The 20,687-nt window shown below is 45.4% G+C and carries 18 protein-coding genes; 11 read left to right on the top strand and 7 right to left on the bottom strand.

The annotated features are described in order from the left end of the window. Positions 1 to 9: 9 nt before the first annotated feature. From gyrA to dnaA, 6 genes are all read right to left on the bottom strand, one after another. Complete coding sequence (gene gyrA / locus AA84_RS0116560; protein WP_028978143.1) at positions 10 to 2,508, bottom strand: DNA gyrase subunit A; 2,499 nt, start codon at positions 2,506 to 2,508, stop codon at positions 10 to 12. 42 nt (positions 2,509 to 2,550) lie between these two features. Then, on the bottom strand, positions 2,551 to 4,470 hold the full coding sequence (gyrB, locus tag AA84_RS0116555) for a DNA topoisomerase (ATP-hydrolyzing) subunit B (protein ID WP_028978142.1): 1,920 nt from the start codon (positions 4,468 to 4,470) through the stop codon (positions 2,551 to 2,553). A gap of 163 nt (positions 4,471 to 4,633) precedes the next feature. Next, entirely contained in the window at positions 4,634 to 5,755 is a 1,122-nt protein-coding gene (gene recF / locus AA84_RS0116550; protein WP_028978141.1) for a DNA replication/repair protein RecF, read from the bottom strand. Between the two features lie 17 nt (positions 5,756 to 5,772). Further along, complete coding sequence (gene yaaA, locus AA84_RS0116545) at positions 5,773 to 5,994, bottom strand: S4 domain-containing protein YaaA (protein WP_028978140.1); 222 nt, start codon at positions 5,992 to 5,994, stop codon at positions 5,773 to 5,775. 86 nt (positions 5,995 to 6,080) lie between these two features. After that, positions 6,081 to 7,262, bottom strand: coding sequence for a DNA polymerase III subunit beta (dnaN, locus tag AA84_RS0116540; RefSeq protein WP_081791823.1), 1,182 nt, complete (start codon positions 7,260 to 7,262; stop codon positions 6,081 to 6,083). A 190-nt stretch (positions 7,263 to 7,452) separates the two neighbouring features. After that, the gene (dnaA, locus tag AA84_RS0116535) at positions 7,453 to 8,874 is read right to left on the bottom strand and encodes a chromosomal replication initiator protein DnaA (RefSeq protein WP_028978138.1); all 1,422 of its coding nucleotides are present in this window, start codon (positions 8,872 to 8,874) and stop codon (positions 7,453 to 7,455) included. A gap of 883 nt (positions 8,875 to 9,757) precedes the next feature. Between dnaA and rpmH the strand changes: the two genes are divergently transcribed. The 11 genes from rpmH to AA84_RS0116480 all read left to right on the top strand — a co-directional run bounded on the left by rpmH (position 9,758) and on the right by AA84_RS0116480 (position 19,761). Continuing rightward, positions 9,758 to 9,892 (top strand): 50S ribosomal protein L34, encoded by a 135-nt coding sequence (rpmH, locus tag AA84_RS0116530; RefSeq protein WP_010025605.1) that lies wholly within the window; start codon positions 9,758 to 9,760, stop codon positions 9,890 to 9,892. A 582-nt stretch (positions 9,893 to 10,474) separates the two neighbouring features. After that, complete coding sequence (gene rnpA / locus AA84_RS0116525) at positions 10,475 to 10,837, top strand: ribonuclease P protein component (RefSeq protein ID WP_028978137.1); 363 nt, start codon at positions 10,475 to 10,477, stop codon at positions 10,835 to 10,837. Further along, the gene (yidD, locus tag AA84_RS18765) at positions 10,834 to 11,091 is read left to right on the top strand and encodes a membrane protein insertion efficiency factor YidD (RefSeq protein ID WP_081788032.1); all 258 of its coding nucleotides are present in this window, start codon (positions 10,834 to 10,836) and stop codon (positions 11,089 to 11,091) included. Before rnpA ends, yidD begins: the two co-directional genes overlap by 4 nt. A gap of 16 nt (positions 11,092 to 11,107) precedes the next feature. Further along, on the top strand, positions 11,108 to 11,887 hold the full coding sequence (gene yidC, locus AA84_RS0116520; protein ID WP_028978136.1) for a membrane protein insertase YidC: 780 nt from the start codon (positions 11,108 to 11,110) through the stop codon (positions 11,885 to 11,887). Continuing rightward, a complete protein-coding gene (gene jag / locus AA84_RS0116515) occupies positions 11,884 to 12,507 on the top strand; it encodes an RNA-binding cell elongation regulator Jag/EloR (protein WP_028978135.1) in 624 nt (207 codons plus the stop codon). The genes yidC and jag overlap by 4 nt, the downstream gene beginning before the upstream one ends. Before the next feature lie 325 nt (positions 12,508 to 12,832). Further along, entirely contained in the window at positions 12,833 to 14,212 is a 1,380-nt protein-coding gene (mnmE, locus tag AA84_RS0116510; RefSeq protein WP_028978134.1) for a tRNA uridine-5-carboxymethylaminomethyl(34) synthesis GTPase MnmE, read from the top strand. A 50-nt stretch (positions 14,213 to 14,262) separates the two neighbouring features. Further along, positions 14,263 to 16,152 (top strand): tRNA uridine-5-carboxymethylaminomethyl(34) synthesis enzyme MnmG, encoded by a 1,890-nt coding sequence (mnmG, locus tag AA84_RS0116505; RefSeq protein WP_028978133.1) that lies wholly within the window; start codon positions 14,263 to 14,265, stop codon positions 16,150 to 16,152. 20 nt (positions 16,153 to 16,172) lie between these two features. Continuing rightward, the gene (gene rsmG / locus AA84_RS0116500) at positions 16,173 to 16,880 is read left to right on the top strand and encodes a 16S rRNA (guanine(527)-N(7))-methyltransferase RsmG (protein WP_028978132.1); all 708 of its coding nucleotides are present in this window, start codon (positions 16,173 to 16,175) and stop codon (positions 16,878 to 16,880) included. 80 nt (positions 16,881 to 16,960) lie between these two features. Next, the gene (gene noc / locus AA84_RS0116490) at positions 16,961 to 17,845 is read left to right on the top strand and encodes a nucleoid occlusion protein (protein ID WP_028978131.1); all 885 of its coding nucleotides are present in this window, start codon (positions 16,961 to 16,963) and stop codon (positions 17,843 to 17,845) included. 283 nt (positions 17,846 to 18,128) lie between these two features. Then, positions 18,129 to 18,890, top strand: a complete 762-nt coding sequence (locus tag AA84_RS0116485; protein ID WP_028978130.1) for a ParA family protein — start codon at positions 18,129 to 18,131, stop codon at positions 18,888 to 18,890. After that, positions 18,883 to 19,761: a ParB/RepB/Spo0J family partition protein gene (locus AA84_RS0116480; RefSeq protein ID WP_028978129.1), complete on the top strand. Its 879-nt coding sequence runs from the start codon at positions 18,883 to 18,885 to the stop codon at positions 19,759 to 19,761. The genes AA84_RS0116485 and AA84_RS0116480 overlap by 8 nt, the downstream gene beginning before the upstream one ends. A 168-nt stretch (positions 19,762 to 19,929) precedes the next feature. On the opposite strand, the gene yyaC is transcribed toward AA84_RS0116480, so the two are convergent. After that, positions 19,930 to 20,532: a spore protease YyaC gene (gene yyaC / locus AA84_RS0116475; protein ID WP_028978128.1), complete on the bottom strand. Its 603-nt coding sequence runs from the start codon at positions 20,530 to 20,532 to the stop codon at positions 19,930 to 19,932. Between the last annotated feature and the right edge of the window lie 155 nt (positions 20,533 to 20,687).

Genomic DNA, 20,687 nt, shown 5'->3' with positions numbered 1-20,687 from the left:
TTTACACCGTCACACTTCGCTATTGTCGTCATCACCGCTTGGACTCTCGCTGCCGCTTGCTTCGTTGTCCTCAATTTCATCCTCACTGTTCTGGATACGCGCAACGGTAGCCACACTGTCGCCTTCATCAACACGAATCAAGGTAACGCCCATAGTGTTTCGGCCAAGTTGAGAGATTCCGGATACCGGCATACGGATAATCACGCCATTTGCAGTGATGATCATGAGATCTTCACGTTTGGAAACCGTACGCAGCGCGATCAGTTCGCCATTTTTATCCGTAATATTGCATGTTTTTAATCCTTTACCGCCACGCGTTTGCGGTCGGTATTCGTCGCAAGGGGTACGCTTGCCGAATCCGTTCTCCGTCACGATCAGCACATCGAGGTCATCGTCGGTAATGCCCATGCCGACAACTGAATCGCCCTCATCAAGGGTAATTGCTTTGACCCCGGCGGCTGTTCGGCCCATCGCGCGGACATCAGATTCGTGATAACGGATCGCCATCCCTTTTTTCGTTCCGACGATGATATCGCAGCTGCCGTCCGTTAAGCGAACACTGATCAACTCATCTTCCTCACGTACCGTAATCGCAAACAAGCCGCTCTTGCGTATGTTTGAGAAATCGGAAAGCGGTGAACGCTTAGTAATTCCATTTTTCGTCAGGAAGACAAGGAAATGCTGATCATCAAAACCTTCAACAGGGAAGAGGGCCGTGATGTATTCATCCTTCTCAATTTGAATCAGATTTATGATTGGAATTCCCTTGGCCGTGCGTCCTAGTTCCGGTATCTGATAACCTTTCAATTGATAAACGCGTCCTTTATTCGTGAAAAACAGGATGTGGTGATGGGTGTTGGTCTGGAACAAATGTTCAACAAAATCATCCTCGTTCGTTCCCATCCCCTGCATGCCGCGCCCGCCGCGGTTTTGGCTGCGGTACGCATTGACCGGCATCCGTTTCACATAGCCGTTATGCGACACTGTGATCACGATGTCTTCGCGTTCGATTAAATCTTCATCTTCAATCAGGTCGTCGCCAACGGTGATTTCCGTACGGCGTGTATCGTTGTATTTTTCTTTAATCTCACGCAGTTCTTTACGAATAATGTGCAGTACTTTTTGCTCATCCGCAAGAATGGATTTGAGTTCCGCAATTCTTTTAACAAGATCCGCATACTCTTGTTCAATCTTCTCGCGTTCAAGTCCGGTCAGGCGTTGCAGACGCATGTCGAGAATCGCTTGAGCTTGAATCTCGGTAAGATCAAAATTGTCCATCAATCCTTGGCGCGCGATATCCGCCGTCTTAGAATGACGAATTAACGCAATCACTTCATCCAAATGATCAAGGGCGATGCGCAACCCTTCCAATATGTGTGCACGTGCTTCTGCCTTTTTCAGTTCAAACGCTGTTCGGCGGCGAATAACCGTTTCTTGATGTTTCAAATAATAGTGCAGGCATTCCTTTAAGGTCAGAATGCGCGGGCGTCCGTCCACCAGCGCCAGCATGTTAATGCCAAAGCTTGTCTGGAGCCCTGTATGTTTATACAGATTGTTCAGCAGAACATTGGCATTGGTGTCACGCCTCACTTCGATGACCATACGCATCCCTTGGCGATCCGACTCATCACGCAAATCCGTGACGCCTTCAATTTTCTTATCACGAACAAGCTCTGCAATCCGTTCAATCAGCTTTGCCTTATTGACTTGGTAGGGCAGTTCGGTCACGATAATGCTCTGTTTGCCGTTTGAGCTTTCCTCAATTTCTACTTTTGCACGGACAATAATTGAGCCGCGTCCGGTCCGGTACGCGCGCCGGACACCTTCGCGTCCCAAGATTAATCCTCCGGTTGGAAAATCAGGACCCGGGATATACTGCATCAGTTCTTCAATGGACATCTCAGGGTCTTTGCTGAGCGCAAGGACCGCATCAATGACTTCGCCTAGTTGATGAGGGGGGATGTTGGTCGCCATACCGACAGCAATCCCAGATGCCCCATTGACAAGTAGATTTGGAAAACGCGCAGGCAGTACTTTCGGTTCTTCCTCATTGTCATCATAATTCGGTTGAAAATCGATCGTGTCTTTGCGAATATCGCGGACCATTTCCATCGATATTTTAGACATACGCGCTTCAGTATAGCGCATTGCTGCCGCAGGGTCGCCGTCAACGGAACCGAAGTTGCCATGCCCGTCCACCAATTCGTAGCGATAGCTGAAGTCTTGCGCCATACGCACCATCGTATCATAAACAGCTGAATCACCATGTGGATGGTATTTACCAATGACCTCGCCAACGATACGCGCTGATTTCTTATACGCCTTATCTGAAGTAATGCCCAATTCATTCATGGCGTATAGAATACGCCGGTGCACCGGCTTTAGACCGTCGCGCACATCAGGCAATGCTCGGCTGACAATAACGCTCATCGCGTAGCTCAAGAATGAATCACGCATTTGCTTGCCTATATTGACCGGTTTGACCCGGTGTTCATCTTGCTCTGCCATTTTATTTCCTCCTTGCTTTAATCAAACGGTTCCACAAACCGATCATACGTCCAGATTCTGTGCGTAAACCGCATTTTTTTGAATGAAGTCCCGCCGCGGTTCGACGCGGTCACCCATCAGCATTTCAAAGGTCTGATCTGCTTCAATGGCATCTTCAAGATTCACCTGCAGAACAAGACGATTTTCCGGATCCATCGTTGTCTCCCAAAGCTGTTCCGGATTCATTTCCCCCAGACCTTTATAGCGCTGGAGCGCAGGCTTTACTTTTTCCGGAAGATTGCTCTGAATCCGTTTTAAATCGTTATCGTCATAGGCATACAGAAGTGTTTTGCCATATTGAACACGGAAAAGGGGCGGCTGAGCAATATAGACATAACCATTCTCAAGCAGCGGACGCATGAACCGATAAAAGAAGGTCAGCAGCAAGGTACGAATATGTGCACCGTCAACGTCCGCATCGGTCATGATTATAATTTTATGGTAGCGTGCTTTTTCTAAATTAAATTCCTCGCCAATACCTGTTCCAAGCGCTGTGATCATCGCCCGGATTTCAGCATTCGATAAAATTCGATCCAGACGTGCCTTCTCAACATTTAGAATTTTACCACGTAACGGGAGAATCGCCTGAAACATGCGATCGCGTCCTTGCTTCGCAGAACCGCCGGCTGAATCTCCCTCGACGATGTACAGCTCAGAGATGCTTGCATCCTTTGATGAACAATCTGCGAGTTTTCCTGGAAGAGAAGAGACTTCCAAACTGCTTTTGCGCCGCGTCAATTCACGCGCTTTTTTCGCTGCCGTACGTGCGCGCGAAGCAATCAACCCTTTGTCAACAATCAAACGCGCGACATCCGGATTTTCGAGCAAGTAACGCGAAAAAGCGTCTGAGAAAAGCGTATCGGTAATCGTTCGAACTTCAGAGTTGCCTAGTTTGGTTTTCGTTTGTCCTTCGAATTGCGGATCCGGGTGTTTGATCGAAACAATGGCTGTCAAGCCTTCGCGAACATCATCTCCGGTTAGGTTCGGATCACTGGCTTTGATTAATTGATTCTTTCGTGCATAATCATTAATTACACGAGTCAATGCCACTTTAAAGCCGTATTCGTGAGTCCCGCCTTCATGGGTGTGAATATTATTGGCAAATGAGTACAGCTGGCCAGTGAACCCGCTGTTGTATTGCATTGCAATTTCGACCTTGATGCCATCCTTTTCTCCCTCAAGATCAATCGGTTCATGGATGACTTCCTTGGATCGATTAAGAAATTCTACATAGGAGCGGATGCCGCCTTCATAGTGGAACGTATCCCGTTTTCCTTCTTCACGCCGGTCTTCAATCGAAATGCGAATGTTTTTATTAAGAAATGCCAGTTCGCGTACACGAACACGCAATGTATCGTAGTCAAAAGTTGTTGTGTCTTTAAAGATTTCCGGATCGGGTTCGAAATGGGTGGTCGTTCCTGTTTGCTCCGAATCCCCAATCATTTTCAAATCGGCAAGTGGTTTTCCGCGACGGTATTCCTGATAATAAACATGGCCATTGCGATAGACCTTCACCCACATTTTTGTCGACAGCGCATTAACGACCGACGCGCCGACACCGTGAAGTCCTCCGGATACCTTATAGCCGCCACCGCCGAATTTTCCTCCTGCATGGAGCACGGTCATGATCACTTCAACCGCCGGTCTGCCGACTTTCTTTTGAATATCGACCGGGATGCCGCGTCCATCATCCATGACCGTAATGCCGCCTTCTTTTTCAATAATCACTTGAATATGGCTACAATATCCGGCGAGTGCTTCATCAATAGAATTGTCCACAATTTCCCAGACTAAATGATGGAGGCCCTTTTCACCGGTCGTGCCAATGTACATCCCAGGTCTTTTCCGAACCGCTTCAAGTCCTTCAAGAACCTGAATCTGGCTGGCATTATACGATTGTTTTTGTTCTTGATTTTCGCTCATCTTAACCCACCTAACTTGGTGTTATCTGAGAATCTTTCATTCTCAAATGCAGAATCATAAATTTATGAATACCGGTACATCTTCCGGACTACACTAAAACCTGAGTCACTAGTCCCTCCATAGTACGAGCAAAAGCGCACTGTCAACCGCTTGCGGTCGATGATTACCCGTCACATTTGATCTGTCCTTGGTGTATGTAAAAAAGCTGCGACCGATCAAGCAGTGCGTGATCCAATCCGTCCACCGATGTTGTCGTAACAAAGGTCTGCACCTTTTCCTGAAACACACCGAGCAAATGCGTTTTTCTAATATCGTCCAGTTCGCTCAATACATCATCAAGCAGGAGGATCGGATATTCGCCCACCTCATGGTTAATCAATTCAATCTCCGCAAGTTTCACAGAAAGCGCAGTTGTTCGCTGCTGCCCTTGAGAACCAAAAGCCTGCACATCCTTATCATTGACAAAAAAACGCAGTTCATCGCGATGAGGACCGAACAAGGTGGTCCCGCGGTCCAGTTCTCTTTTTTTAAGCCGTTCGTAACTGTGCCTAAAAGCTTCTTCTATTTTTGACGAATCCGCTTTATCTAATACCTCTGGTACTGAAGATTCATAGACAATCGACAAGTGTTCCATGCCGTGACTGATTTCTTTCTGAATCGGCGCCGCCCATTCATTAAGCTGTGCGACAAAAATAAGCCGCCGTTTCACAATTTCAGAAGCAAGTGAAATCAATCGATCAGTCAATATATCGAGAAAGGTTGTGTCGGCGGGTGCTTTGCCTACTGATTTTCTCAGCAGTGCATTCCGCTGTTGAAGCACTTTTTGATAGTCGCCGAGATGATGCATGTAAACCGGTGCAATCTGACCCAGCTCCATATCAATAAAGCGCCGCCGTACTGAAGGACTTCCCTTCACGAGATTCAGATCCTCCGGTGCAAACATAACGACATTGCACAACCCGATATAATCGCTAAGCCGTCTTTTCTCAATATGATTGGCTTTGGCCTTTTTTCCCTTGCCGGAGATCGTTAATTCAAGAGGAATGGATTGACCATGCCTGGTTATTCTACCTTTTATTTTACCATAATCCTGCTCCCATTGGATTAAATCTTTATCATGGGTCGTTCTCGGCGATTTTGCGATTGCGAGGACGTAGATGGCTTCAAGCAGATTTGTTTTTCCTTGTGCATTCTCGCCCAAAAAAACATTCACAGAGCTAGAAAAAGACAGCTGTAAGCTGTCATAATTTCTGTAATGTGCAAGTTCGATCGACTCTAGTTTCATTGTGGGGCAACTCCCCTCTAGCCGCGGCAGATCATGTATTCATACGCATCGGAAATTTTGATGCGATCGCCCTCATGGAGCTTCTTTCCGCGTCTGTTTTCCTGTTCTCCATTAACGAAAATTTCCGTTTCTGCCAAAAAATGCTTGGCTTCGCCGCCGGTCTGGATCAACCCTTCGTACTTAAGGAATTGTCCCAAGGTGATGAATGCAGTTCCGGCTTTTAACTGAACCTTTTTCAATGTCTTGCCTCTTTTCTTTCCTTACTTGGCATAAAGTTATTGTAACAAAAATAGAATAAGGACATGAAATCGGTCTTGTACCTGAATTAAAACGTGCGAATGGGAAGGATCAGCATCAAAATATTTTCATCGCCAATTGGACGAATAATAATAGGTCGCATCGGGCCGACAAAATGAATCCGGACACTTTGCGCATCCAGTTTTCCCAAAGCATCCATCATAAATTTAGCACTAAAAGAAATACGCAGCGGATCCCCTTCAAAATGTTCCGGGACGAGTGTTTCAAAAACGCGGCCTAATTCCAGTGATTGTGAGGAAATTTCAACCTGATTGCCTTCTGCCCGTAGTTTAACCACATTGTTTCGTTCCTCTTTTGCAAGCAGCGAGGCACGTTCAATGGCACGGTACAAATCTTTCGTGCCGAGATCAATGGTCGTTTTGCTTTCAGTCGGGATCAGGCGGCTCGTATCCGGATAATTACCATCGAGCAGACGCGAGTAAAACTGTACATTGTTGCTCTTAAATAAAATTTGGTTGGTCGTCATGATGATATCCACTAATTGTTCATCATCATCATCAAGAATTTTCGACAGCTCGTTTAAGCTTGATCCTGGAATGACCAAGGTATGTGTTCCGGAATCTTCACCATTTTCCACGCTTACCGAACGTTGAGCAAGTCGGTGGCTGTCCGTAGCGACACAGCTGAGTTTTCCATCGTTGATCATCCATTTGACACCGGTCAGTACCGGACGCGTTTCCGTTACAGATACAGCATAGACCGTCTGTTTGATCATATCCTTTAACAAGTCTTTTCGGATCCGAAAAGCATCGCTTCCGTTAATAATCGGCAAATTCGGATATTCCTCCGGATCAAGACCATTAAGACTGAATTCCGTTGCCCCTGAAGTGATTTTTGCGATAAACCGGCTGTCTACTTCAATATGGACATCTTCATCCTGCAGTTTCCGTACCAGTTCTGAAAACAATCGGGAAGGCAGCACGATTTGACCTGGGGTGTGTACAACTGCATTTTCATTACCGTCTTCTTCAAGAGGAATGAAGGTCTGAATCGAGATATCGGAATTGCTTCCGGTTAACGTGATTCCATCTCTTCCTGAGGTGATTTTTACACCAGTCAAGATCGGAATGGTTGTTTTCGAAGAAATAGCTTTCATCACACGATTTACTGCGTCGGCAAGCTTATCTTTTTGTACGGTACATTTCATAGCGAGTGCTGCATTTGGATTCGAGTCTTGCAATTCTTGCATCCTTGTTGCCTCCAAATCTTATATTTAAAGAATTAAAAATAGTAATCATAATAGTAGGGCCTGTGAATATGTTAGTAAGTGATGCAGACTGTGATTTTGCACCTTATCCACATGTTGATAAGGTGTGGATAAAATTGGGGGTGTGCCGGCAAATTATACACACCCCTGTTCAAAAAAACATTAATTTATATCATTGTGCTTTAATTGGCGCTTTCAGCTGGTCGATCAATGCATTCACTTTTTTCTGCAATTCACGGTCAACGGAAAGCTGTTTGGTGATCTTCTCATGGGCATGAATGACCGTGGTATGATCTCTTCCGCCGAACTCTTCGCCAATCTTAGGCAGCGAATAATCCGTCAGTTCTCGTGACAGATACATCGCAATTTGTCTTGGAAATGCAATCGACTTCGTCCGTTTTTTCGCAGCAAAATCTTCCAGCTTCAAATGATACTCCTCACCGACAGCCACCTGAATATCTTGAATCGTTATCGTCTTAGGACGTGCGGTCGGAATGATATCCTTAAGTGCCTCCGCAGCCATATCGACATTGATATCCTGATTATTTAGCGATGAAAAAGCAATCACGCGAATCAGTGCGCCTTCCAACTCACGAATGTTTGTATCAATCTGATTGGCAATATAGATCATCACTTCATTCGGGATATCGAGTCCCTCGGCTTTCGCTTTTTTCCGAAGGATGGCAATACGCGTTTCCAGATCAGGCGGTGTAATATCTGTGATCAGTCCCCATTCGAAACGAGAGCGCAGTCGATCCTCAAGGGTCGGAATTTCTTTTGGCGGCCGGTCGCTGGAGATGACAATCTGTTTGTATTCCTCATGAAGCGCATTAAACGTATGGAAAAATTCCTCTTGGGTTTGTTCTTTACCGGCCAGAAATTGAATATCGTCGATCAGCAGGACATCGACACTTCGATACTTATTGCGAAATTCAACCGTTTTGTTGTCACGAATGGAGTTGATGAACTCATTGGTGAATTTTTCTGATGACAGATAAACAACGCGTGCAGAAGGATTATGGTCGATGACATAATGACCGATCGCATGCATCAAATGAGTTTTACCAAGACCGACACCGCCATAAATAAACAACGGGTTATAAGCCTTAGCCGGAGCTTCTGCCACGGCAAGCGAGGCAGCGTGTGCAAAGCGGTTGCCTGATCCGATGACAAAGGTTTCAAACGTGTTTTTTGAATTCAGCATGCTGTTTCCGAATTCTTCTGATCGATGCGGGTTCCTTTGCTGCATCCCTCCATAGGGATTGTCGCGATTATTCGCGTTGAAGCTCATTCCATCACTCTTTCCTTTATTCTTTATAGCGGACGCGCTTCCGTTCTCCCGATGCTTGCTCGGAATAATGAAGCGGATCGTGTAGCGGGATCCTGTGAGTTCATAGAGAATATCGGAAATTAGTTTCGCATAATGCTCCTCCAGCCAATCGCGTGAAAAATCATTGGGCACGCTCACAATCATCATTTGACCATTAATCGACTGAGCACGTGTTTCTTTCAACCACGTTTCAAAGCTTGGTTTGCTCAGCTTCTTCTTAATGATGTCCAGGGTTTGCATCCATAGTTCTTGAAGGTTGTTCAAAGGTCAGCGGCCCTCCTTTATAAATTGTACCGGTCGATTAAAATTCGTACTGCCGGAGATCTGCAGACGAATGATTCAAGGTATTAAAGCAATAAAAATGAAATAAAAAAAGATGCCGAGCAGCAGTGAAGGCATAGAAACGGCTTTTTACTATACTGCGGCCAAGCAACCGATCATTGCTGCTGCCATTTTATTTTGCTCTGTGAACACGGATCGTTACACATGCTTATCCACAAATCCTTATGCGCGTCATTAGGCTATAATAAGCTGATTAAACAAGTTATCAACACGGTGCATAGTTTTGTGGATAACCTGCATACACAGGTGTTAGCAACTGTCCACAAAATTATCCACAAGTAGTGGAAAACTTTTTTTGGGGACCCTCGTTATACCAAACAAATGCACTACGATCATATCAAAAAACTGCTTTTAAAGCAATGATCGACAAATGTTATCCACAGTGGATATCTTTATACACAGAAAGGTTATACACAAGGGGCGAAGATGTGAAAAAAATGTCGATAAATGGTGTGGAAAAACGAATTGTGGAAAAAAATAATCCACAGCGTAAGGGTATAAAGGGGGAACAAACCTCGCGTTGACTTTTTGTACAGATCTATTTATAATTAGTCAGACTGGTTTTTGAAAAAGCCGATAAATGAATTTGGCTGTAATGGGAACGTAAAGGTTTTTGACGAGTCCAGTCGATGAAAAAACGATACATGAGGGAACGAATGCCTGATGGATCGCTTTGCGCTTTATGGCGATATAGAAAGACAACCGGCTGAATAGCTGAATTGAGCGAGTGCAGTATTTTCGGCATTTGCAATAGAATCATGTGATTTGTCGGCAACTTTAAAAGAACAACTGGGAGGTGTATCCATTGAAACGTACATTCCAACCGAATAACCGCAAAAGGAAAAAAGTTCATGGCTTCCGCGCACGGATGGCAACCGCTAATGGTCGTAAGGTATTGGCAGCACGCCGCCGCAAGGGAAGAAAAGTTCTGTCAGCATAAAGCCACTGTGTGACCAGCAGTGGTTTTTTTACAGGAAAAGAAAGTATAAGATTTTGCCCTATCTTCAAACCAATAGACCCGTGTCTTGGCCAAGAGTCAAAGCGGAGGGGCTCTGGCGCCTGCGGGAACAGCGTGCCAGCGAGCAACCGAAGCGATGATTCAGCACCGAAAAGACACGAGTCCATCACACATGGTTGGAGATTGAGGACCGGGCGCTTTTTGCCCGGTTTTTCTTGCTCGATAAGAGTCCTGCTGGCCGATTGATATCGGGAACATGGCGGATCAATGAACAAGAGATATAGGCCATTGCAGGATGCAAGGTTTATTGATTTGATGATTAAATGGCGGCAGAATTGAGAATCATAGGTCGGGTGGGGGAGAAAATGAATGATGTGCGCATCAGCACGTTTGCTGCGCGAGCATTTTTTCATTGGACAGCCTTGTCATTCCGATCTTTTTCTTTATACTGAAAGAGTATCATTGACTAAATTCAAGCTTGGATGATGCGTCAGATTTACGAGCGCGTCTGGGGTTTGATCATTACAATTAATTTTAAGCAGGAACGTCCCATTGGAGGGACAAATGAAGATGTTAAAACGATTAAAGAAAAATCATGAGTTTCAAATCGTCTTTCAAGAAGGAAAGTCGTTTGCCAATCGGCAATTTGTCGTTTATGTACGCAAGCAGAATGGCAAGCCTTATTCAAGGCTGGGTCTGTCTGTAAGCAAAAAGATGGGCAATGCCGTGATGCGAAATCATATTAAACGGTATATAAAAGAAATTTTTCGCGAGTTTGCGGACAGGCTTGAAGTGGGGAATGACTACATCATTATTTCTCGTAAGCCGGTAAGCACGATGACCCATCAGGAGATGCGGAAAAGCCTGGTTCATGTGCTGAAGAAAGCACGTGTTCTGCATGACTCCCGCAAAATTCCGCAACTATGAAACATGTATTCATTTTTATCATACGCTTGTACCAAAAGTTCATTTCTCCTTTTACTCCACCGACCTGCCGGTTTTATCCGACTTGCTCGCACTATGCCGTTGAAGCATTAACGCGCTTTGGCATGATAAAAGGAGGGTGGCTGACGATCAAGCGTTTAGTAAAATGTCAGCCTTTTCATCCGGGCGGGTATGATCCCGTACCTGAAAAGTGCACCCATAAAAAGACGGGCATGTCGAGGCATCGTTCGGATTGATCGAGGAGGTAGAGTTTTGAAGAAAAAGTTATTCGCTGTAAGTTCCCTGGTGCTGATGGCTGCACTGCTTGCAGGTTGTACCGATTTAAACAAGCCGATCAATGACAGCAGTACCGGTTTTTGGAGTCAGTGGTTCGTTTTGCCGCTGTCTAAGTTCATCATCTCTGTAGCGCATCTGTTTTGGAACAGCTACGGTCTGGCGATCATCATTACAACGATAATTGTACGACTTGTTTTGTTGCCGCTGATGGCCAAACAGGTAAAAAGCTCTCAGGCAATGCAGCAATTGCAGCCGAAAATTAAAGCATTACAAGAAAAATACAGTTCAAAAGATCAGAACACGCAGAAGAAGCTTCAAGAAGAACAGATGAAGCTTTTTCAGGAGCATAACGTCAATCCTTTGGCGGGGTGTTTTCCGATCTTAATTCAGATGCCGATCCTGTTTGCCTTTTATCAGGCGATCATGAGAACAGAACAAATTAGCGAGCAGTCCTTCCTATGGTTCCAGCTTGGAACGGCGGATCATCTATATATTCTGCCGATCGTAGCCGCAGCAACAACATTCCTGCAGCAGAAGATCATGATGGGACGAATGGGCAACACCAATCCGCAAATGGCGATGATGATGTATGTCTTCCCAATTATGATTGCGATTCCGGCGTTTTATTTCCCATCCGCGCTTGCTCTGTACTGGGTGGTCGGAAACATTTTCATGATTTTCCAAACCTATATTATCTATGAAAAGCAGGATGACAATAAAGACAGTAAAGTTGCAGGAGGCGCCAAGCAGAAGTGAGGGAAGTTACCAAGTATGGTAAAACGGTTGCCGAAGCGGTGTCCTTCGCCCTCAAAGAATTAAATGCAACATCAGATCAAGTCACTTGCGACGTCGTTGAGCAACCGAGAAAAGGATTTCTTGGTATCGGCGCCCGCAAAGCGCTGGTGAAGGTTACCCTAACAAAGACGCCCTTTGATTATGGGATTGATTATCTAACGGAAGTGATCAATAAAAGCGGCCTAACCGTCAAAATTCAAGTCATTGAACGCGGCACACAGGTGTGTCGATGTGCACTGGTCGGTAAGGATGCTGCGCAATTGATTGGCAAGCATGGAGCAACGTTAAATGCGCTTCAAACGTTGGCGGATCATGTTGCGGCAAAAGAAGCGAAGCAGCATGTCACGTTCATTTTGGATGCGGAGCATTATCGAGAGACGCGCAAGCAGGCGCTGGTTACGCTCGCAAAGCGCATGGCTGAGAAGACGTTGCGCACCAATCACCCGCATCGCTTGGAAGCGATGCCCGCATTTGAACGTAAAATTGTTCACCAAGCCTTGGCAAACAATCCTAAGATCCAAACGTTTTCTAATGGGGAAGAACCTAAACGTTATCTAACGATAGCCCCGCGTCGTTCATGAATAGATGAAATGAAAAAGCACGCAGCTCGCGCGCTTTTTTTCGTGGAGGCGCCTGCGTTTTTGTAAAAAGCGATGCATCAGCTTGTTAAGGTTTTTCATTTGACGGAAAAATAATGTATGATAGTGTTTGAAAAAGTTTGTACAAAATTAAGAGAATCGTTGTGCTTCTTCATGCATGGTGAAGGAGTGCCGTTTCATATAGACGGACTGTGTTTGGAGACTGCTTTGTTCGATACAGATCGCGCAGAGCGCAGCAGGGCTACACTAACTGTAGTACAATAAACGGTCAATCAATAAAGGACGGAAACGGAAAGGAGTGATAAAATTGGATTACGATACAATTGCAGCCATTTCCACACCAATCGGTGAAGGGGCAATCAGCATTGTGCGCCTGAGCGGGCCGGAAGCCGTGCATGTCGCGGATCGCCTGTTTCACGGAAGAAGGCGTCTTGTTGAGGTGGACAGTCACACGATTCACTATGGAAAAATTGTCGATCCCGAAACTGGCCGGACGGTTGAAGAAGTTATGGTGTCTGTGATGCGGAAACCGAAGACATTCACGCGAGAAGATGTGGTTGAAATCAATTGCCATGGCGGGCTGACCAGTGTGAACCGGGTGCTTGAACTAATTTTGGATCAGGATGTGCGACTGGCTGAGCCGGGTGAATTCACGAAACGCGCCTTCCTGAATGGACGGATCGACTTGTCTCAAGCCGAGGCGGTTATGGATCTGATTCGCGCGAAAACCGATCAGGCGATGAATGTCGCAATCGGGCAAATGGAGGGGAAGCTGTCTCAGCTCGTACGCCAACTCAGACAGCAGCTACTCGACATCCTTGCAGCAGTTGAGGTGAATATCGACTATCCGGAGTATGACGATGCGGAAGTGATGACCAATCAACTCCTGATTGAAAAGGGTACAGCGGTGCGTAAGGAGCTGGAGCGTGTCCTTGCCACCGCACGGCAAGGGAAGATCCTGCGCGAAGGACTTTCAACAGTCATTGTCGGCAGACCGAATGTCGGTAAATCGTCACTGCTCAACCAGCTTGTTCACGAATCTAAAGCGATTGTAACCAATGTTCCGGGGACAACGCGAGATGTCATTGAAGAGTATGTTAATGTGCGCGGCGTACCATTGAAACTTGTTGATACGGCCGGAATTCGCGATACGGAAGACGTTGTAGAAAAAATCGGTGTATCGCGATCAAAAGAATTACTGAAATCGGCAGAGCTTGTGCTGCTGCTGATCAACGGTAATGAACCGTTGACTGAAGAGGATCGTCAATTGTTTCAACTCATTGTCAGCATCCCGGCAATTATTCTGATGAATAAAGCAGATCTGCCACAGCAAGCCTCTGTTGATGAGGTTAAGGCACTAGCAGGCGATCATCCGATACTTCAAACCTCTATGGTTAGTGAAAAGGGTTTGGAAGAACTTGAGCAAGCGATCGCCAACTTGTTTTTCAGCAATAGCGTTGCCTCAGGCGGTGAGGCTTATGTGTCCAATACGCGGCACATTGCGCTGTTAAAACAAGCGCATCAGGCAATCAATGATGCAATCGCGGCTGCCGAACAGGGGATACCGGTTGATATGACGCAGATTGATATAAAACGTTCTTGGGATCTGCTGGGTGAGATTGTCGGTGATACGGTATCCGATCGTTTAATTAATGAATTGTTCTCGAAGTTTTGCTTAGGAAAATAATTGAGACCGTTTAAAAATAAATGAATGTGACAAAGAATGGAGGATTGAAGATGAAAACCTATGAAGCCGGAACCTATGATGTTATTGTTGTTGGCGCAGGGCATGCCGGAGTAGAAGCCGGGCTTGCCGCAGCACGGATGGGTGCAAAAACATTGATGCTGACAATCAGTCTTGAAGGCGTTGCGTTTATGCCGTGTAATCCTTCTGTCGGCGGTCCGGCAAAAGGTGTCGTTGTTCGTGAGATTGATGCACTTGGCGGTGAGATGGGGCATAATATTGATAAAACGTATATTCAAATGCGCATGCTGAATACGCGGAAGGGACCGGCTGTTCGCGCGCTGCGGGCGCAAGCGGACAAGCAATTGTACCAGCGCGAAATGAAGAAAACGATTGAAGAAACGGAAAATCTGACTTTAAGGCAGGGCATGGTTGATCACTTGGTTGTTGAAGACGGCATTTGCCAAGGCGTCGTTGTAGCTACCGGCGCAACGTACCGTGCAAAATCGGTGGTCTTAACAACAGGGGTCTATCTAAAGGGAAAAATCATTATTGGCGAGCTGCAATACGAGAGCGGTCCGAACAATATGCAGGCTTCGATTAAATTATCCGACCACCTTAAAGAACTCGGGTTTGATATTGTTCGTTTTAAAACAGGGACGCCGCCGCGTGTCAATGGGCGAACAGTCGATTATTCGAAGACTGAAATTCAGCCGGGGGATGAGGCGCCTCTTGCCTTTTCTTATGACACCACAGAATTTATCAAAGATCAGATTCCGTGTTGGCTGACCTATACGAATTTGAACACCCATAAAATCATTCAAGAAAGTCTGGATCGATCGCCAATCTACTCCGGAGCAATTGTCGGTACCGGCCCAAGATACTGTCCGTCTATCGAAACCAAGATCGTTCGTTTTAATGATAAAAACCGGCATCAGCTGTTCCTCGAACCGGAGGGGAAAGCCACCAAAGAGGTGTATGTGGATGGGCTGTCTACAAGTATGCCCGAAGAGATTCAGCGAAAAATGCTGGCAACGATTCCCGGACTTGAAAAGGCCGAGATGATGCGTCCGGGCTATGCGATTGAGTACGATGCGATTGTGCCGACCCAGCTGTGGCCATCATTAGAAACAAAGAAAGTCAGCGGTTTGTTTACAGCTGGTCAGATTAATGGAACCTCCGGCTACGAAGAAGCAGCCGGGCAAGGGCTGATCGGCGGAATTAATGCAGCGCGAAAAGCGATGGGCAAAGAACCGCTGATTCTCGATCGCTCCGAGGCATATATTGGGGTATTGATTGATGACTTGGTTACAAAGGGGACGAAAGAGCCTTATCGTCTGCTGACCTCGCGTGCTGAGTATCGTTTACTTTTGCGCCATGACAATGCCGATCTCCGCTTGACAGAGATCGGGCATGACATTGGTTTGATCTCGGAAGAACGCTACGCACGGTTCACACAAAAGCGGCAGATGATCCAACAAGAGCGTCAGTATTTTGCTGTGACGTCGGTTAAACCCTCGGAAGCATGTCAGGCGCTCTTAAATGCTCGCGGCGCAGCACCGCTTCGCGAACCTGTAAAGGCTGAACAACTGCTGAAGCGTCCGGAATTAACTTATCAGGATGTGGCAAGTCTGCTTCCGGAGCATGGAAAAATGTCGACTGAAGTCGGCGAACAGGTTGAGATTCAGGTTAAGTATCAAGGGTACATCAACAAACAGATGCAACAAGTTGAGAAGATGAAACGGATGGAGAGTAAGAAAATTCCTCAGGACTTGGATTTCAGTAAAATTGACGGACTAGCAACAGAAGCGAAGCAAAAATTAACGAACGTTCGTCCGATTTCCGTTGGCCAGGCATCACGCGTGTCTGGAGTTAATCCAAGCGACATCGCGATATTGCTCGTTTATCTTGAAGAAGGAAAACTTGCAAGACGGACAGGCTGATCTTTATTTGGGAGGATGTTATGGCAGGACTAGAACAATTGCTGAGTCAAAACGAGATTCATTTAACGCAGCAGCAAAGCCATCAATTCCAGCGATACTATGAACTGCTCGTTGAGTGGAATGATAAAATGAACTTGACAGCAATTACCGATCAAAAAGAAGTTATGATTAAACATTTTTTTGACTCGCTCACCCCTTGTTTTTATTTTTCGATGCACAAGGTACAGACGCTCTGCGATGTCGGCTCAGGCGCAGGATTTCCAGGAATACCAATGAAAATTCTGTTTCCCGGCCTTCGCCTAACCATTGTTGATTCACTAAAGAAGCGGCTGACCTTTTTGCAAACCGTTGTTGAAGAGCTTGAATTAAAAAATGTTTCACTTCATCACGATCGTGCCGAAACGTTTGCACGAAAAGCGGAGATGAGGGAACATTTTGATGTTGTTACGGCACGGGCAGTTGCAAAATTATCGGTACTCTCCGAATACTGTCTGCCGCTTGTTCATCTGGACGGGACCTTCATTGCCTTAAAAGGGAGCAACGCGGACGCTGAAGCAGAGCATGCAGAGCATGCAATTAAAATTCTTGGCGGGGAAATGAGTCGGATGGTTTCCTTAGAACTTCCCGAAGCGAGCGGAAAACGTTCGTTAGTCTTTATTGGTAAAAAAGAAGCTTCACCAAGAAAGTATCCAAGAAAACCAGGTGTACCGATAAAGGATCCGCTCTAAATGTTCCACGTGGAACGTAAAAAGGAATCAGCGGCTGCGAGAAAACTAGTACAAGTTAGAGCAAAGGTGGTGGTGCGAGTATGAAAAATCGTTTGTCCAAACTTTTTACTCATAATGATCAGGATGAAACGGCTGTTACACAAGAGGCAGAACAGCTTCAAGAACAGGTTCAAGAACAGGAACGTGTTCAAGAAATTGCGGTTTCGTCCATCACACCCAATCAGTATCAGCCTCGTTCCATTTTTGATGAGGAGAAGCTGCATGAGCTTGCAGCAACAATTGAGGAACATGGAGTTATCCAACCAATCATCGTGCGCCCATTGGATGATCGGTATGAAATTATTGCTGGAGAACGGCGCTGGCGGGCGGTATCCTACCTTGGCTGGGAAACGATTCCTGCCATACTCAAACCGTTAAGTGACGATCAATCAGCCTCGATTGCACTCATTGAAAACTTGCAACGTGAGGAATTGACCGCAATCGAAGAAGCTGCGGCTTACGCACGTTTAATTGAGATCAACGGATTAACTCAGGAAGGTTTGGCGGAAAAGTTAGGCAGAGGTCAGTCTACGATCGCCAATAAATTACGCTTATTAAAATTGCCTGCATCCGTACAGAATGCAATACTTGAAAAAAAGATTAGTGAGCGTCATGCTCGTGCTTTAATCGCTTTGAAAGATCCTGAACTGCAAGAGAAGATGCTTCAGGAACTGATCACAAAACAATTAAATGTAAAGCAAACAGAAAAAAGGGTCAAACAGTATTTGCAGAAAAAAGCAGATAAAAAGGACGCTGAAGGAAAGAAAGCCAGACGGCGCGCATTAAGCAGAGACTCGCGTATTGCTGTAAATACGATTCGACAATCCGTTCACATGGTTACAGACTCCGGACTTGATATTGATACGCACGAAGAAGATATGGGTGATTTCTATCAATTTACCATCCGTATTCCAAAGAAAAAATAATTAAAATTTCTTATGGAGCCATTCTTGAAGGCTCTTTTTTTTGCAAAAATAGGTGTCGGTTTTATCGCACGATAAAGGTCATGAACCCAAGGGGCAGATGCAGAACTCCCACGGGGCCTTGTCCTATTCATGCGAGTGGTCAGAGCGTAACAACGCTTAAAGTGGTGAATCAATCCGTTGCAATTAAACAAGTTTTCTCTTGGATTAATCGGTCGAATACTGCCCGATTGAATTAATTCATGATAGAATAAAGAGTGATTGAAGAGTGAGAGTAGGTGGAAGTGTGAGTAAGACATTGGCAGTCGCCAACCAAAAGGGCGGTGTCGGGAAAACAACAACCGCGGTGAACTTGAGCGCATGTATGGCTTCGCTTGGCTGCAAAGTCTTAATGATCGACTGTGATCCTCAAGGAAATGCCACAAGCGGATCGGGAGTGGACAAAGGCGAAGTTGATGAATGTGTCTATGATGTCTTAGTCGATGAGGTTGATATAGCAAAGGTAATTCATCGTTCAGCCGTTGATAATTTAGATGTTGTACCTTCGGCAATCCAGCTTGCAGGTGCCGAAATTGAACTCGTATCCACGATTTCACGTGAAGTGCGACTAAAGCGTGCACTAGAGAAGATTAAAGATAATTATGATTACATTGTCATTGATTGTCCGCCTTCTCTTGGTCTCTTAACGATCAATGCGTTAACTGCGGCGGATGCTGTGATCATTCCGGTACAATGCGAATATTACGCCCTTGAAGGACTCAGCCAGTTATTAAATACAGTTCGTCTCGTTCAAAAGCATTTGAACCATCACTTGGCCATTGAAGGGGTACTCTTGACCATGCTTGATGCGCGAACCAATCTTGGACTTCAAGTGATTCAAGAAGTAAAAAAATACTTTCAAGATCGGGTATTTAATACAATAATCCCACGAAATGTGCGATTAGGGGAAGCACCAAGCCATGGCCAACCAATTATTATGTATGATTCACGGTCAAAAGGTGCAGAAGGGTACCTTGACTTTGCGAAAGAAGTGATGACCAATGCCTAAAACGCCAAAGACGTCGAAGGCATTAGGAAAAGGACTGGATGCATTCTTTCCCTCGGCATTTCGCGAAGATCTCGATAACGCAGTTGAACATATAAAATTGGATGAAATGCGCCCCAATCCTTATCAGCCACGAAAAACTTTTGATTCCCAGGCTCTAGAAGAACTGACTCAGTCGATCAAAGCACATGGGATCATTCAACCACTCGTCGTGCGTAAAAGCATTAAGGGATATGACATTGTTGTTGGCGAACGCAGATTTCGTGCAGCCAAACAAGCTCAGATGAAGACCGTACCTGTAGTTGTCAAAGAACTATCTGATGAAGCGATGATGCAAATTGCTTTAATTGAAAATCTGCAGCGTGAAAACCTGAATCCGATGGAAGAAGCTACTGCGTACAAAAAATTAATGAACGGATTAAAGATGACGCAAGATGAGTTGGCTAAGAAGCTGGGGAAAAGCAGACCGCATATAGCAAACTATTTGCGCTTGTTGCAACTGCCTACAGATGCGGCTGACCTTATTAAACAAGGCAAATTATCGATGGGACACGGGCGTGCACTGGTTGGACTTAAAGATAAAAAACAAATCAAACCCGTTGTTCAAAAAGTATTAAAAGAACAGCTCAATGTCCGTCAGTTAGAAACGCTCGTACAGCAGTTAAATCATCATGTTCCACGTGAAACAACGAAAAAGAAAAAATGGGTTATGCCGCCAGAGTTAAGGGATCATGTTTCTTCACTAAGAGAAAAATATGGGACCTCCGTGAAAATAAAACCCGGATTAAAAAAGGGAAAAGGCAAAATTGAACTGGATTATTATTCTTCAGAAGACTTATACCGACTCATTGAAATTATGGAAGGACGACTGTAAAAGTCGTTTTTTTTATGATTTTTTCCGTCTCAAACTGAAGTGTCTTGGTCTAGAATCAAAGCAGAGATACTTAGTTGATCACAAGGATGATTAGAACTCTTTTCAGAGCGACAAAAAAGGACGTTGCTTGCTGACTTTTCTTTCGCATTCGTGATGCTTTCTTCCGGTTCAATCCATCAACAGCAGTTTGGACAGAAGGGTCCTGCGTCGTGACGTCAATGCAACAGAGAGGCAACGCCCAATCGTTTGGGCGAGATTCATGACAATGTTGAGACGGGTGTTTTGTAACACGGAGTACTCCATGAATCCGCTAACGTTGACAATCCCGGTGATATTCATATCACCAACAGGAAGCAACTCCTTATTTACACCTGCTCCAGGAAGCACCGGACCCTCCGCAATGGTGATGTTGCCTATGTTATGATGTTTTCCAAGACAAGCATCAATCCCAATGATAAATGGATCCTCGTAGGAGGCGTGAATCTTTTGCAACGTATCATGCAGATTGACCGCATGAACGGGTTTCTGTAATGTCCCATAAACTTTGCTATCAGGCAGACGGTGACGTTCGAGATAAGAGCCAACCAGTGGTCCGAGCGCATCCCCTGTAGAACGATCGGTTCCAATACAGACGACAATAATCGGTGATGAACCTGTGGGAGGCAATAGTTGCCGAATTGCCCGTACTAGAACGTGATGGTCTGCTTTATTTTCATAATGGACGTGAACAGCGCGGCGCACATTAGCATTTTGATTGGACTTTAGATTCATAGATTCGCCTCCTAAGTATCAACAGTATATGAACATCTTCAAGTTTTATACGCAGGTGTCGTATTTTTTGCGAAACATGAAAAGAGGAAATCGGGTCAAGTGATGCTTAGTAGGAGGATGCCAGTTAACCACATCATAAAATTGAATCGTAAAAA

Origin of the sequence: Sporolactobacillus terrae DSM 11697 (assembly GCF_000648615.1) — a bacterium.
In the GTDB taxonomy this organism is placed as follows: domain Bacteria; phylum Bacillota; class Bacilli; order Bacillales; family Sporolactobacillaceae; genus Sporolactobacillus; species Sporolactobacillus terrae.
Note: the sequence above shows the minus strand (reverse complement) of the source record. Positions and strands in the feature narration are given on the sequence as shown.

Bases quoted from the DNA above. Each gene is read 5' to 3' on its own strand.
- gyrA (WP_028978143.1), bottom strand. From the start codon at position 2,508: ATGGCAGAGCAAGATGAACACCGGGTCAAACCGGTCAATATAGGCAAG.
- gyrB (WP_028978142.1), bottom strand. From the start codon at position 4,470: ATGAGCGAAAATCAAGAACAAAAACAATCGTATAATGCCAGCCAGATT.
- recF (WP_028978141.1), bottom strand. From the start codon at position 5,755: ATGAAACTAGAGTCGATCGAACTTGCACATTACAGAAATTATGACAGC.
- dnaN (WP_081791823.1), bottom strand. From the start codon at position 7,262: ATGCAAGAATTGCAAGACTCGAATCCAAATGCAGCACTCGCTATGAAA.
- rnpA (WP_028978137.1), top strand. From the start codon at position 10,475: ATGAAGATGTTAAAACGATTAAAGAAAAATCATGAGTTTCAAATCGTC.
- yidD (WP_081788032.1), top strand. From the start codon at position 10,834: ATGAAACATGTATTCATTTTTATCATACGCTTGTACCAAAAGTTCATT.
- mnmG (WP_028978133.1), top strand. From the start codon at position 14,263: ATGAAAACCTATGAAGCCGGAACCTATGATGTTATTGTTGTTGGCGCA.
- rsmG (WP_028978132.1), top strand. From the start codon at position 16,173: ATGGCAGGACTAGAACAATTGCTGAGTCAAAACGAGATTCATTTAACG.
- noc (WP_028978131.1), top strand. From the start codon at position 16,961: ATGAAAAATCGTTTGTCCAAACTTTTTACTCATAATGATCAGGATGAA.
- AA84_RS0116480 (WP_028978129.1), top strand. From the start codon at position 18,883: ATGCCTAAAACGCCAAAGACGTCGAAGGCATTAGGAAAAGGACTGGAT.
- yyaC (WP_028978128.1), bottom strand. From the start codon at position 20,532: ATGAATCTAAAGTCCAATCAAAATGCTAATGTGCGCCGCGCTGTTCAC.